The following is a 13,992-nucleotide window of genomic DNA, read 5'->3' as shown; positions in this document are numbered from 1 at the left end:
CGCGTCATGACTCATGCCGAAAGCACCCGACAGGCGTGCTCCGGAATGGTCACCGACACCGGGTTGCCGATGGCGAGGCCAATGTCCTGGCAAGGCGTGGTCAGCGCGGTTAGGGAAACGCCGGAGCATTCCACTGTGGTCTCGATGGTGGCGCCGATGTCCCGTACAAAGGTCACCGTACCCGGCACGCTGTTGGCGCCGCCGGCCTGGGGCGCCGACAGTTGCAAGTCTTCCGGGCGCACCAACAGCTTGATCGGCGCGCCGGCCTGGATACTGCTGCAAATCGGAGCCTGGATCGCCGCGCCGCCGGGCAGGCCCACGCGTCCGCTGCCCAGGGCAGTGGCCGGGAAGATGTTGCCGGTGCCAATGAAGTCGGCGACGAACTCGTTGGCCGGGTTGCGGTAGATCTCGATCGGCGTGCCCACCTGCTGCACCCGATGCTCGCCCAGTACGACCACGATGTCGGCCATGGTCATGGCCTCACGCTGGTCGTGCGTGACCATGATGGTGGTGATGTTCAGGCGCTGCTGCAGCTGGCGGATCTCGATCTGCATCGACTCGCGCAGCTTGGCGTCCAGCGCCGACAAGGGCTCATCCAGCAGCAACAGCTTGGGGTGCGAGGCGATGGCGCGGGCAATGGCCACGCGCTGGCGCTGCCCGCCAGAAAGCCGGGACACCGGCCGGTCGACCATCTGCTGCAACTGGATCATCTGCAGCAGCTCGGCCACCCGCGCCTGCTGCTCCGCCTTGGGCACATTGCGCAGGCGCAGCGGGTAGGCAATGTTTTCGCCGACCGTCATGTGCGGGAACAGCGCCAGCGACTGGAACACCATGCCGAAGTTGCGCTCGTGCGCTGGGGTGTAGCCGATGTTCTTGCCATCCAGGAGGATCTGCCCGGAGCTCAAGCTCTCAAGGCCGGCGATCATCCGCAGCAAGGTGGTCTTGCCGCAGCCCGAAGGGCCGAGGAAGCACACCAGTTTGCCCTCGGGCAGGTGCAGGTTGACGTCCGTCACGGCACAGATGGAGCCGTAGCGTTTTTCGACTTTTTGCAGAATCAGTCCAGACATGCTTCACCTCGACTCAGAAAGACACGCCGCCATCGCCAACCAGCTTCTCCAGCGCCCAGATCAGGGCGAAGTCGATCAGCACGATCAGCACGGCAAAGGAAAATACGGTGGGATCGAGAGACGACACGGTGCGGCTGTACATCCAGATCGGCACGGTCATCACATCGATGTTGTAGAGGAAGTAGGTAACGGTGAACTCGTTGAACGACACGATGAAGGCCAGCAGCATCCCGGCCAGGATGCCCGAGCGCATCAGCGGCACCACCACATCGCGGATCGCCCGCAGCGGCGATGCGCCGAGCATCTGCGCGGCCTCCTCCACCTCGGTACCGATGGAAACCATGGCCGCCGTGCAGTTCTTCACCACAAAGGGCAGGGCGAGGATTACGTGGGCGATCACCAGCCGCGAGGTATCCATGTGGAACGGCAGGCTGTCGAACACCAGCAGCAGCGCCAGCCCCAGCACCACCATGGGGAACACCAGCGGCAGCGACATCAGTTGCAGCGCCACGGCCTTGCCACGGAACTCGCAGCGGGTCAACGCGTAAGACGCCGGCACCGCGACCAGGGTGGCCAGCACCATGGTCAGGCAGGACACCAGCAGGCTGGTGGTCAGCGCCTGGCCCAGGCTCAGCACATCGCTGGCATCAGGCGAGACGAAGGTGCGCCAGGCCGCCTCGTACCATTGCAGGCTGTAGTTCGACGGCGGGAAATCGAGGTTCGACGCGCCGCTGAAGGACATCACGATCATGGTCAGGATCGGCAGCACCGCCAGCAACAGGATCACGCCGGAAAGAATCATCGCGAAGCGGCCGGTTTCCCCCGGTAGCGCCGCGTGGGTACGGAAAGGATTGCTCATTGCGAAGCCTCCAGCATGCGGCGGCGACGGCCAGTGACGTACTCGGAAAAGGTCATGATCGCCAGGGTGGTAACGATCAGCACCACGCCGGCGGCGGAAGCCGCGGGCCAGTTCATCAGCGGCGCGATCTGGTCATGCACCATCACCGCCAGCATCGGCACGCGCCGCCCACCGAGCAGCAGCGGCACCACGAAGCTACTGGCGTTGTAGGCGAACACCAGGGTGGCGCCGGTGAAAATACCCGGCAGGCTCATCGGCAATACCACCTGGCAGAACACCCGCACGCGGCTGGCGCCCAGGGTCGCGGCCGCCTCTTCGTAGGTGCGCGACACGCCGCGCATGGCGCTGGCGATGGGCAACACCGCCAGCGGGAAGGCCGTCTGCACCAGCCCCATCAACACGCCGGTCTGGTTGTAGAGCAGCATTATCGGTCGGTCGATCAGCCCCAGCCCCATCAATGCCTGGTTGAGCATGCCGGCCGGACCGAGGATCACCAGCCAGCCGTAGCTTTGCAGCAGCAGGTTCACCAGCAACGGCAGGAGCACCGCGGCCAGGAACACCCGGCGCAGGAATGGCGACTGCAGGCGCGACATGCAATAGCTCACCGGGATCGCCAGGGCCACCGCGATCAGCGCACTGAAGAGCGCCAGGCGCAAGGTCAGCAACAGGGATTTCAGGTAGTAGGGCTCGGCCAGTTGGGCATAGCTGGCCAGGCTGAACCCGCTCCACTCCGCACCCTTCTCGCCGATGCTCATGCGCAGCACCAGCAGGCTGGCGGCCACCAGCACGGCCAGGAACAGCATAGAAGGAGTCAGGAAGAGCCAGGCCCGCACAGTAGGGGAAACCGCCTTTGTCGGGCGCAGAGGTGCCGCGCCGACCGGTTCGGTCAGATCAATGTGTTCCATATCGCTCGTCTCGTCAGAACAGGGAAACCACGCGTCCGGACGGACAGCCCAAGGCCAGCCGCCCGGCGCGATTCACGGCAGACGCCGTGGCTGCATCAGGAAGAGAAGATTTCCGTGTAGCGGCGAATCCACTGGTCGTGGACCGTGGCGAGGAAGGCGTTGTCGTGCATGATCGCCTTCTCTGCGATCTGTTCCGGCGTGAGGATGAAGGGGCTCTTGCGCGCCTCGGCAGAGATGATCGCCTTGGCGTTGACCGGGCCGTTGAAGATGTCTTCGGCCATCTTGCCCTGCACCAGCGGGTCCAGCGAATGGTCGAGGAAGGCGTAGGCGAGGTCCGTATCGCCCGGACGGTGCTTGGGCATGACCGAGAGCATCAGGTCGGTGTAGAAGCCTTCCTTCATGCCGAAGGTGGCGCCCAGGCTGTAGGCGGGGTCGCGGATTTGCTTGGGGAAGAACGCCGGGGCGTAGAGGCCGCCCATGTCCAGGGAGTTGGTGCGGAACAGCTCGGCGATCTGGTTGGGGTTCTCGCCCAGGGTCATCACGCGGTCCTTCAGCTCTTCCAGCTTCTTGAAGCCCGGCTCGATGTTGTGCACGTCACCACCGGCCAGTTTGGCCGCGATGATGATCAGGTCCATGGCCTCGGTCCAGTTCGGCGGCGGCAGGAACAGGCGGCCTTCGTAGGCCGGGTCCCAGAGCGCGGCATAGCTGTCCGGTACGTCCTTCACGGTGCGCGTGTTGTAGACCAGGCTGTTGCACCACAGCAGGTAGCCGATGCCGTGGCCGTTGGCGCCAGTCTGGTACTGGGCGGGCACGTCCTTCAGGTTGGGAATGCGGTTGAGGTCGGGTTTTTCCAGCAGCCCGGCAGTGGCCAGGCCTTCGGCGCCCACCCCGGCGAGGGTGATGATGTCGTACTGCGGACGATCACCACCGGCCTTCAGCTTGGCGACCATTTCCGAGGTGCTGCCAGTGCGGTCGGCGATCACCTTGGCGCCGGTCTTGGCCTCGAAGGTGGCCGCGATGTTGCGCAGTGCCGCAAGCCCGGTGTCGTCCGACCAGGTCAGCAGTCGCAGGGTCTTGCCCTGGAAGCGGGTATCGCTGGCGCTGGCCCGGATAAACGGCATCGACAAGGTGGCGGCGGCCACCGAAGCGACACCTACCGTCTTGATGAAATTTCTTCTGCTCAGATCATGCTCGCCCATTGAGGACTCCTTTTGTTCTTGTATGGAGCTGCGGCCGCGTTGTGCCCGGCGCGGTCATCCTGCGACGCACCAGAGAGCGCAACAATCGAAAATTCGTCATCGGAGCCATGTCCTCCGCGCATGGCTGGAGAGCAGACATGACAAGGCCGCCCGAAGGCGGCCTTGTTGGGTTTCATGCTGTTTCCGCTAAGGGGACACACAGCGGGTGGTCGAAATGTCGGGTGGATGGCGCTTTTCCATCCACCAGCGGCGCCATGCCGGGCCTCAACTGGTGGTCCTGTGGGAGCGAATTCATTCGCGATTGAAATCGCTCCCACAACGAAGGCAGGCGTCAGACCGCCCGTACCACGTGCTTGATTTCCTGGAAGGCGGAGAGACCCCACGGGCCGAGCTCGCGGCCGATGCTGCTCTGCTTGTAACCACCCCAGGCGGTCTGCGGGAAGATCACCTGCGGCGAGTTGATCCACACCATGCCGGCCTGCAGGCCATTGGCCACGCGCTCAGCCGCTTCGAGGTTGCGGCTCACCACGCTGGCCACCAGGCCGAATTCGCTGTCGTTCGCCAGTTCGATAGCCTCTTCCTCTGTGGCGAAGCTGCGTACGCAAAGCACCGGGCCGAAGATCTCCTCGTTCCACAGGGCGCTGTCCTGCGGCACATCGGCGAACACGGTAGGCCTCAGGAAGTAGCCGCGCTCCAATTCCGCCGGACGCTCGCCACCGCACACCAGGCGCGCACCGGAGGCAATGCCGCGCTCGATGTGGCCACGCACCCGCTGGTATTGCGCCTGGTTCACCAGGGCGCCCATCTCCACCCCCTCACTGAAGGGGTCACCCACCTTGGTGGCCTCAGCACGGGCCTGCACCCGCGCCAGGAAATCCGCCACCAACGGCTCGGCAACCAGCACGCGGCTGGTGGCCGAGCACATCTGCCCGGCATTGAAGAATGCACCACCACAAGCGAGCTCAACCGCCAGCTCCAGGTCGGCGTCCTGCAGCACCAGCAGCGACGACTTGCCGCCCAGCTCCAGGCTGACGCCCTTCACGGTTTCCGCCGCGCGCTGCATCACCTGCACACCCACGGCATTGCTGCCGGTGAAGGACACCTTGGCCACCTTCGGGTGGGACGACAGAGGCGCGCCAACCGCCAGGCCGGTGCCGCACACAATGTTGAGCACACCAGCCGGCAAGCCGGCTTCATGGATGATGCGCGCCAGTTCCAGTTCCGGCAGCGGCGTCACTTCAGAGGGCTTGAGCACCACGGTGCAACCGGCGGCCAGGGCCGGGGCGAGTTTCCAGGCGGTGGTCACCATGGGGAAGTTCCAGGGCACGATCAGGCCCACGACACCATAGGGCTCACGGCGCAGACGCGCGGCGAAGTCTTCGGTGGGCAGCTCGATCGGGCGGTCCTGCTGGGCATCGAGGCCTTCGGCCAGGCCGGCGTAGTACTCGAAGGTGCCGATCACATCGTCCACATCGATGGCTGCCTCGAACAACGGCTTGCCGTTGTTGGCGGACTGCAGCTGGATCAGGGTTTCGCGGCGCTGACGCACACCCTCGGCAATACGGCGCAGCACAGCACCGCGCTCGGCACCGCTGCTGCGGGCCCAGGCCGGGAAGGCGTTGCCGGCGGCCTGCACAGCCTGCTCGACACTGGCGGCGTCACCGGTGCCAAGCGTCGCCAAGTGTTCTTCGGTGGCCGGGTTGATCACCGCAAGCTCGGCGCCGCCGGTCAGCCACTGGCCATCGATATAAACGCCTGCGAGGGTTTCGGTGTAGGTCGGGAGCGTGTTCTGCATTGCATGATTCCGTCGATTCTGGGCCGCCGAACCTGCAATCGGCGCGGATGACAATGGCGCGCCGTGATACGGGATGCGCGCGGCAGCAAGAGCTGGGGCAGGTAGGTTGCGCAATTGGACCCGTCGGGCGGCGGCCATGACAAGGCAAAATTTGTCATACTTGCCATGTCCTCACGTCATGGCTGCCCAGATGAAACGCCTCCCGCCGCTGCCTGCGCTGCATACCTTCCTGGTCACCGCCCAATGCTGCAACTTCACCCGCGCCGCCGAACTGCTGCACCTCACCCAGGGCGCCGTGAGCCGGCAGATCTCCGGGCTGGAAAGCCACCTGGGCTACCCGCTGTTCCAGCGCCAGGCGCGAGGGCTCAGCCTCACCGCCCAGGGGCGTGAGCTGCTGCCACGCATTCAGCAGGTCTTCACCCTGATCGATGAGGCCGTCGAACAAGTCGGCGCAAAGCGCGAAGCCCTGCAACTCAAGGCCCCCACCTGCGTGATGCGCTGGCTCCTGCCGCGCCTGATGCAATGGCAGGCCGAACGCCCGGACGTGCCGGTGGAGCTGACCACCACCGTGCAGTACGGCGTGGATTTCCGCCGTGAAGAGTTCGACGCCGCAGTGATCTACGGCACCCAGCCCGGCACCGCCCAGGTCGCCCACCACCTGTTCGATGAACAGCTCACACCCGTGTGTTCCCAGCAACTGATGGACGGCCCCGTGCCGCTCACCAGCGCCGCCGACCTGGCCCGGCACACCCTGCTGCACCCGACCCGCGATGACCAGGACTGGAAAACCTGGCTCCTGGCCGCCGGTGCAACCCTCCACAAGCTCGGTAGCGGGCACCACTTCGACACCCTCGACCTGGCCCTGTCCGTCGCGGCCCAGGGCAATGGTGTAGCCCTGGGCGACTGGGCGCTGATCGGCGAAGACCTCGCGACCGGCCGCCTGGTGGCGCCCTTCGAGCTCAAGGTGCCCACGGGTGGCGCCTACTTCCTGGTCTACCCCGAGCGCCCCGGTCCCAGCCCGCAACTGCGCGAACTGGTGGAGTGGCTGACCGCCCAGGCGCATGCGCACTGAGTTGCGCCGGTGCGCAGGATCGGCCAGCAGCCTTGCTGCCGACCAAGCACCTTGAAACGCCCATCAATTCCGCTAGTCTCTGCCCCCTCAACGAACAAGGAGTACCCCACCATGGCACGCGCCACCGCCCGCCACATCCTGGTTTCCACCGAAGCCAAGTGCAACGAACTCAAAGCCGCCATCGAAGCCGGCGCCGACTTCGCCGAAGTCGCCAAGCAACACTCCACCTGCCCCTCCAGCCGCGACGGCGGCAACCTCGGCTCCTTTGGCCGCGGCCAGATGGTCAAGGAATTCGACGCCGTCGTATTCAGCGCCCCGCTGAACGTGGTGCAAGGCCCGGTGAAGACCCAGTTCGGCTACCACCTGCTGGAAGTCACCAGCCGCCAGGACTGACGGTTCCAAGGCGCCGCCGCCCGGCGGCGCCTGCATGGAGCATCCGCATTGAGAAAGTGCACTAACTCAAGTCCAGTACCTGCCCATCGGCTGGAATGAGCAACCGGTGCGCGACATCAGCCTCGGTCGCCGCATCAGCCAGCCCCTCACGAGTGACGGGACAATGACTGATGGCTTCAAGGTGATTCGCGACAACGGTCCCGAGGCTCAGTCGAGTGAACTCGAGCACGTCATCCACGCCCATGATGATGTCGTTGCCGACGTCGAAGCGCGCCCCGCCGGCAGGAACAACGCTGATCCGAGGCTGATGCTGCAGCACGAGCTCGCGAACGGTGGGCGTCAGCAACGTGTCGCCCGCCAAATAGAGGCTGGGCTCACCGGATACTTCGATCAGATAGCCGACGCCATGCTCCATCAGCTTGCCGATCAGGCCCTCCCCGTGGGTACAGCGGACCGTGCGAATCCAACCGCCCAGGAACGGGCTCGGCGCCTCGTGATCCTCCGGCAGCGGCTGGACGTTAAGGCCCCGCGCCGCCAGATATGGCGCGTCATGTGGCGTGCAGATGACCGGAATCTGCCGTTCCCTCAGCCAACGCTTGGCCGCCCGGTCCAGGTGATCAAAGTGCCCTTTCTGGCAGTGCGTGATCAGGCAGTGGGTCACAGACTCGAGTGCTTGCGCTGCCGAATCCGGCAGCTCGACCAGTGGGTTTCTCTGCCGCGCGGAAAACACCCGTAGCGGGGGAAGCGCGCCTTTGCGTGCAAGCATCGGATCAACAAGGATGCGATGGGGACCCAGTTCGAGAATGATCGTCGCGTTGCGGATCTGCTGAATCTTCATCATGAAGCCCTCCTCAGGCGTGGCTTCATGGTGCCGATCCGCAGCAGCGACCATAATGGCAGAATCAGACACAATTGATTCATTTACCGCCATGCCCAGCCCTCTTCAGATCGGCCTTCTCCTCTTCCCCGGCTGCATGCCGGCAGGGCTGCTCGCCTTTGCCGACATGCTGCATGCCACCAATCGGCGAACCGGGCTCTGCCTCTTCGAAACGCACTTTGTTGGTGTGCACAGCGGCCCGGTCGAATGTGCGCACAGCCTGGTCCTGCAAGCCACGCATGCCATTGCCGACCGTGCGCTCGACGCAATCCTGATACCTGGCTTCTGGGCGGAATCCCCGCAGCATGTCGAGGCGGCCCTGACTGCCAATGCCGACCTCCTGGCCGCCCTGGCAAGACTCGGCAAGCGCTGCAAAGTGTGGAGCTACTGCGTGGGCGTCTGCTTGGCCGCCGCCAGCGGATGTCTCAATGGTCAACCGGCGACCGTGACCTGGTGGCTGGCGGACACCCTGCTCAAGCGCTATCCCAAGGTCGGCTGGCAGAGCGAGAGAAACAGCATATTTAACGAACGCAACGCCACCGCGAGTGGGGTCAACGGCTACCTGCCGATCGCCCAGTCGCTGATCGAGCAGCACGTCAGCGCCGAAATATTCCGCGACCTCACCAGGCTGATGGTGCTCCCGCGCCCCGCGCAGTCGCATGACGCTTTCCAGGCCATCAGCCTCATCGAACAACCCAGTCCGCTACTGCGGCGAATGCACGCGCTAGTGGAAAGGCTGCCCGCCGAGCAGATCACCCTTCAAAAGCTGGCGGACGAACTGGGCACGTCCGAACGTACGCTGGCACGCAAGGTCAGGAGCGAAATAGGAGTCGCCGCCGGTAGCTACGCGCGTCGTATCAAACTAGGCCAGGCCGGCGAACGCCTCACCCTGACCTCAGCTCCTATCAGTACGATCAGTGCCGAACTGGGCTTCAGCAGCGACTCCAACATGCGCAGGATGTTCAAGGAGCTGACCGGTTTCACTCCAGCGCAATATCGACAGCGCTTTGCTCGCTATTAGGGTTTGTACGAAAAGTCGTCGAGCGAAGGTCAGGCAAGGCGCAACGACCATCGGGAGTAACAGCAGAAGGCTGTCCCGAAGGGCGAGCGCGAGCGAGTCAATCGGCCGAAGAAGCGCAGTTTACGCGTTGTAAATGAGCATTCTGATCGGACTCGCGCACGAGGCCGATTTCAACGCAGCATCACGCGCGAAGCCCGCAGGCACTTTTCGTACAGAGCCTAGCGCAAAGGATGCGAGCGCCGATGAGTACCGCGAACTGATGGAAGACAATCAAATCCGGCGCGTACTGGTGACGGACGCGAACGGGTGTTGCTGCGGCATCCCCAGCCAGGCCGATTTCGCTAACGAGGCGCAGGGATTGGCCGGCGAAATCGTGCACGCGATTTCACGTCCGTCCGATACCGCTTCCAACGTTCTTCACTGAAATCGACCCGGACAAGCCTGCGTCGCTATCGACGTGAGCTCGATCGCACAGCGCCGCGGGCGTCTTATCCTTTGAACCCCTTCCCCACGAGATAAACCTCCCTCGACCGCGGCCGCGACGCCTCTGGTTTGCGTATCACCACCTTCTCGAACGAGGTGCGAACGTCCTTCAGGAATTCGTCGGAGCCTTCGCCCTGGAAGACCTTGACCACATAGTTTCCATTGGGCTTGAGCACTTGCCGGACCATATCGAGGGTGAGTTCGACCAGGTACATCGAAGATGCCTGGTCGGCGGCAGCGACGCCGCTGATATTGGGGGCTATGTCGGAAACAATCAGATCGGGCTGCTTGCCGTCGAGCTGGTCGAGAATCTGCTGGAACACAGCCTCTTCGGTGAAGTCGCCCTGAATGAAGTCGACGTTTTCCAGCCCGTCCATCGGCAGAATGTCGGTGGCCAGAACCCGTCCCTTTTCGCCCACAAGACCTGCGGCTACCTGCGACCAGCCGCCGGGGGCGGAGCCAAGATCCATGACCAGCATACCGGGGCGTATCAGCTTGTCCTTCTCGTTCAGCTCAATCAGCTTGTAGCTGGAACGGGAGCGCAAGCCGTCTTTCTGAGCCTGTTTGACGTAGGGATCGTTGACGTGTTCATCCAGCCAGCGGCGGCTGCTTTTGGATCGTTTCATGATAGAGCCAACCACAGAAAATCAATGTGAGGTGTGGAGCAATGCATGGGACACAGGGGGGCTGTTGGGCGTAAAGCGGCGGCGATTATAAGCCGATAGTACTGCGCAGGTTAAATCCGCGGGGCAGGCTCCGCCTTCAGGAGAACGGCCTGACAGGGGTGGGCGGCGGCGGGTACAATTCGCGCCTTACTCCAACCCTCTGTTGCTTCCTTTGCCGGATTCACCGGCCAGGATTACCGCCATGATTCGCATCAACGAACTGTCTCTGCCCCTCGATCATTCCGCCGATGAGTTGCGCAAGGCCATCGTCAAACGCCTGAATATCAGCGACGCCGATCTGCTGAACTTCACCGTATTCAAGCGCAGCTACGATGCCCGCAAGAAAAACAGCGTCATTCTGTTCATCTACATCATCGATCTGGAGACACGCGACGAGGCGGCAATTCTGGCGCGCTTTGCAGATGACCATAATGTACTTCCAGCCCCGGACACTCAGTACTATCCAGTAGGACAAGCGCCGGCCCATTTGAGCGAGCGGCCGCTGGTCGTGGGCTTTGGCCCCTGTGGATTATTCGCGGCGCTGTTGCTCGCGCAGATGGGGTTTAAACCCATTGTGCTGGAGCGCGGCAAGGATGTGCGCAGCCGCACCAAGGATACCTGGGCACTGTGGCGCAAAAAGGTCCTGACTCCGGAATCCAACGTGCAATTCGGCGAGGGTGGTGCGGGACTGTTCTCGGACGGCAAACTCTACAGCCAGATCAAAGACCCCAAGTTCTACGCCCGCAAGGTGATGCACGAGTTCGTCCGCGCCGGCGCTCCGGACGAGATCATGTACGTGAGCAAGCCGCATATCGGCACCTTCCGACTCACCGGCGTGGTATCCGCCATGCGCGAGGAGATTATCGCCCTCGGCGGCGAGGTGCGGTTTGAAAGCAAAGTTTCCGATCTGCTGATCGACGACGGCCAGCTTGAGGGTGTGGTGCTGGCCAGTGGCGAAACAATCCGCAGTCGCCATGTTGTGCTAGCGCTGGGCCACAGCTCCCGCGATACCTTCCGCATGCTGCACCGGCAGGGCGTGTTCATCGAGGCCAAGCCTTTCGCCGTAGGTTTCCGCATCGAACACCCGCAGGGCATGATCGACCAGGCGCGCCTGGGCAAGTACGCCGGCCATCCGGAGCTCGGCGCCGCCGACTACAAACTGGTGCATCACGCCAAAAATGGCCGCGCCGTCTACAGCTTCTGCATGTGCCCCGGCGGCACTGTGGTGGCGGCCACTTCCGAGCCAGGGCGAGTCGTTACCAACGGCATGAGCCAGTACTCCCGCAACGAGCGCAATGCGAATGCCGGCATCGTCGTCGGTATCAACCCGGAGCAGGATTTCCCGGGAGGCCCGCTGGCCGGAGTGGAATTGCAGGAGCGCCTGGAATCCCGCGCCTATGAGTTGGGCGGCAGCGATTACTGTGCGCCCGCGCAACTGGTGGGCGACTTTATTCGCAGAGTGCCGTCGACCGAATTTGGCGAGGTAGAACCCTCCTACAAACCTGGCGTGCGCCTGGGCGATCTTGCGCCCTCGCTGCCGGAGTATGCGATCGAGGCCATCCGTGAGGCGCTGCCGGCATTTGGCAAGCAGATACGCGGTTTTGATCGCGATGACGCGGTGCTCACCGGTATCGAAACCCGCACCTCCTCCCCGGTCCGTATCACCCGCGACAACGAGACATTGCAAAGTCTCAACCTGCGCGGCCTGTATCCGGCCGGTGAAGGCGCCGGTTATGCGGGGGGCATTTTGTCGGCAGGCGTGGATGGCATCAAAGTCGCCGAAGCGTTGGCCAAGTCGCTTCTGTCTGAAATAAAAAAGACCGAAGTGCAGACAAACTGAGCACCGCATTGATGAAACTCGACGACATCAAAAAACTCCACCAGAAAAAATACCGGGCCGAGTTCGGTTATTTTCTGGTGGAGGGCGAACATCTGTTGCTGGAGTTGCAAAAAGCGGCCTTGCAGAATCCGCTGCTACAGAACAGTCAGCTGTATGTAACCGGCGCCTACGAGCACTGGCAAAGCCCGTTTGAAACCCATGTGATCAACGACCGCCAAATGGCGCAGATCGCCGATACCAAAACACCGCAGGGAATTATTGCGCTGGTGCCAATGCCAGCGACAGCCGCGCCGGTTTCTGCCCCCATTCATAACGAGCGCGCCATTTACCTGCATGAAATTCAGGACCCGGGCAATCTCGGCACCATCCTGCGCACGTTGGCGTGGTTCGGTAATTTCCGCTGCCTGCTCAGTCCCGGCAGCGTTGATCCGTATAATCCTAAAGTCGTGCGCTCCAGCATGGGCGCCATTTTTCATGCGCCCATGGAGCTGGATGTGGAATTGGACTCCTTGCGCACGCGCTTTGAGCGCATTGCCTGTCTGGATATGAATGGCGACCGCGTGCAATCCGCCAGTTTTAAAACGTTCGATTGTTATCTGTTCGGCAACGAAGCACGTGGCGTGCCCCGCGAGCAACTGATCGCACTCAACGCCCAACCTTTTACGATTCCCGGTTGTGGCACCGTCGAGTCGCTGAACCTGGCCGCGACGGTCAATATGTGCGCGTACGAATTAAACAGATAGCGGATCAGGGAGCCGTTCTCTCGTCTGGTAAGCCCGGCCACTCCCCGGCCCCGTGCAGCGTCATGTTACTGAAGGTCATCTGGTAAGCACGTTAAAAGACTGGTGCCCGCCAACTCTAAGGCAGCCGGACGGTTGCGCTTAGTACCCGTCTAAATCCGTCCCAATAAATATCCCCAGCCTCGGGTCGTAGTACTGGATGACGATCCGCGGGCTGCGGTAGCGCTCGTAGTAGTACGGCCGCTCATCTGCGTAGTAGCCGCCGTAATAGCGCGGGGCGTAGATGACGCGCGGAGCGCGGTCGTAGTAACCGCGATGGCGGTAGAAGTGTTTGTGATGCTTGTAGCCATACCCGTGGCGATAGCCGTTGTGCCGGCCTCCGCCGTGGCCGCCACCGTTCCAGGCGAGCAGGGTTTCGCCGGAGCTGCTGGTGGTAGACCAGGGTTGCTGGGCAAGGGCTTGCCCGCCGGTAGCGCAGGCCAGGAAGAAGATGAGTAGCTTGAGGATACGCATGGCGAGCCCTCCTGAATGGTCCCCCCACGTTTACACCCCCGCACTTCCAGTATAGTTTTTGACCCGTTTCAATCCGTTTTTGGGGCAGCCTTATGTCGGCAATCGGGGCTGTGGCGACGTACGGTGAAGGCCGTTTCCTACAGCCATTTCTGTACTCCAAACCCGCCCTCCTACAGAGAAAACTCCTACGAGTCTTTAACCTTGAGCGCCTACAAGCGCTCTGGCTAGAGTCCGGCCCTGTCACGGTCAATCCCGTGACCTGGGCGTAGCAACCCGGATTCACACGAGCGCGGTAGCGCCAATGCCTAAAGCACGGGCGCTTTTTTCTGCCTGCTGCTTTTGGCTTCTATGGCGGACCGTGCGGGGAAGGCCTTGTGCCTTGCCGGGTGGGGATTCCCTCGTGTGACCGGTTTGCTACCCCCGCATGGCTCCGCCACCCTTTTCGCTTAGCAACAGACGGGTAGGCGGCATCCCTAATCACACGAGGGAGCAACGGATATGCGCTACCCACCTTTTACCCCCGCGCACCGCCATTCAACGTTCGGCCTTTCTACCACCTCCGT

The 13,992-nt window shown here is 62.8% G+C and carries 14 protein-coding genes; 6 read left to right on the top strand and 8 right to left on the bottom strand.

Going from position 1 to position 13,992, the window contains the following annotated elements:
• Nucleotides 1-11 precede the first annotated feature (11 nt).
• The 5 genes from THL1_RS08500 to THL1_RS08480 all read right to left on the bottom strand — a co-directional run bounded on the left by THL1_RS08500 (nt 12) and on the right by THL1_RS08480 (nt 5,825).
• Complete coding sequence (locus THL1_RS08500; RefSeq protein ID WP_069082858.1) at nt 12-1,067, bottom strand: ABC transporter ATP-binding protein; 1,056 nt, start codon at nt 1,065-1,067, stop codon at nt 12-14.
• 13 nt (nt 1,068-1,080) lie between these two features.
• A complete protein-coding gene (locus THL1_RS08495; RefSeq protein WP_069082857.1) occupies nt 1,081-1,926 on the bottom strand; it encodes an ABC transporter permease in 846 nt (281 codons plus the stop codon).
• Nucleotides 1,923-2,831, bottom strand: a complete 909-nt coding sequence (locus tag THL1_RS08490) for an ABC transporter permease (protein ID WP_069082856.1) — start codon at nt 2,829-2,831, stop codon at nt 1,923-1,925. Before THL1_RS08490 ends, THL1_RS08495 begins: the two co-directional genes overlap by 4 nt.
• Before the next feature lie 95 nt (nt 2,832-2,926).
• Nucleotides 2,927-4,030 carry an ABC transporter substrate-binding protein gene (locus THL1_RS08485; RefSeq protein WP_069082855.1) on the bottom strand — a complete coding sequence of 368 codons (1,104 nt, stop codon included), beginning with the start codon at nt 4,028-4,030 and terminating at the stop codon, nt 2,927-2,929.
• Nucleotides 4,031-4,361: 331 nt separating this feature from the next.
• Complete coding sequence (locus tag THL1_RS08480) at nt 4,362-5,825, bottom strand: aldehyde dehydrogenase family protein (protein WP_069082854.1); 1,464 nt, start codon at nt 5,823-5,825, stop codon at nt 4,362-4,364.
• A 190-nt stretch (nt 5,826-6,015) separates the two neighbouring features.
• Here THL1_RS08480 and THL1_RS08475 point away from each other — a divergent pair, with 190 nt between their 5' ends.
• Nucleotides 6,016-6,897, top strand: a complete 882-nt coding sequence (locus tag THL1_RS08475) for a LysR substrate-binding domain-containing protein (protein WP_069086453.1) — start codon at nt 6,016-6,018, stop codon at nt 6,895-6,897.
• Between the two features lie 111 nt (nt 6,898-7,008).
• Nucleotides 7,009-7,290, top strand: a complete 282-nt coding sequence (locus tag THL1_RS08470; RefSeq protein WP_069082853.1) for a peptidylprolyl isomerase — start codon at nt 7,009-7,011, stop codon at nt 7,288-7,290.
• Between the two features lie 61 nt (nt 7,291-7,351).
• On the opposite strand, the gene THL1_RS08465 is transcribed toward THL1_RS08470, so the two are convergent.
• The gene (locus tag THL1_RS08465) at nt 7,352-8,128 is read right to left on the bottom strand and encodes an MBL fold metallo-hydrolase (protein WP_069086452.1); all 777 of its coding nucleotides are present in this window, start codon (nt 8,126-8,128) and stop codon (nt 7,352-7,354) included.
• Nucleotides 8,129-8,183: 55 nt separating this feature from the next.
• Between THL1_RS08465 and THL1_RS08460 the strand changes: the two genes are divergently transcribed.
• Both THL1_RS08460 and THL1_RS08455 read left to right on the top strand, forming a co-directional pair.
• Complete coding sequence (locus tag THL1_RS08460; protein ID WP_237234778.1) at nt 8,184-9,188, top strand: GlxA family transcriptional regulator; 1,005 nt, start codon at nt 8,184-8,186, stop codon at nt 9,186-9,188.
• Between the two features lie 133 nt (nt 9,189-9,321).
• Nucleotides 9,322-9,612 carry a hypothetical protein gene (locus THL1_RS08455; protein ID WP_069082851.1) on the top strand — a complete coding sequence of 97 codons (291 nt, stop codon included), beginning with the start codon at nt 9,322-9,324 and terminating at the stop codon, nt 9,610-9,612.
• Nucleotides 9,613-9,676: 64 nt separating this feature from the next.
• Here the strand turns inward: THL1_RS08455 and rlmE are convergent, their stop codons facing one another.
• The gene (gene rlmE / locus THL1_RS08450; RefSeq protein WP_069082850.1) at nt 9,677-10,297 is read right to left on the bottom strand and encodes a 23S rRNA (uridine(2552)-2'-O)-methyltransferase RlmE; all 621 of its coding nucleotides are present in this window, start codon (nt 10,295-10,297) and stop codon (nt 9,677-9,679) included.
• A 241-nt stretch (nt 10,298-10,538) separates the two neighbouring features.
• On the opposite strand from rlmE, the gene THL1_RS08445 reads away from it, so the two are divergent.
• Together THL1_RS08445 and THL1_RS08440 are read left to right on the top strand one after the other, a co-directional pair.
• Nucleotides 10,539-12,176, top strand: a complete 1,638-nt coding sequence (locus THL1_RS08445; RefSeq protein ID WP_069082849.1) for an NAD(P)/FAD-dependent oxidoreductase — start codon at nt 10,539-10,541, stop codon at nt 12,174-12,176.
• Nucleotides 12,177-12,187: 11 nt separating this feature from the next.
• Complete coding sequence (locus THL1_RS08440) at nt 12,188-12,919, top strand: TrmH family RNA methyltransferase (protein WP_069082848.1); 732 nt, start codon at nt 12,188-12,190, stop codon at nt 12,917-12,919.
• Between the two features lie 138 nt (nt 12,920-13,057).
• Here the strand turns inward: THL1_RS08440 and THL1_RS08435 are convergent, their stop codons facing one another.
• A complete protein-coding gene (locus tag THL1_RS08435) occupies nt 13,058-13,429 on the bottom strand; it encodes a hypothetical protein (RefSeq protein WP_069082847.1) in 372 nt (123 codons plus the stop codon).
• Nucleotides 13,430-13,992 lie beyond the last annotated feature (563 nt).

Source organism: Pseudomonas sp. TCU-HL1, assembly GCF_001708505.1.
Taxonomy (GTDB): Bacteria; Pseudomonadota; Gammaproteobacteria; order Pseudomonadales; family Pseudomonadaceae; genus Metapseudomonas.
This window is presented reverse-complemented; position numbering and strand designations above follow the sequence as displayed.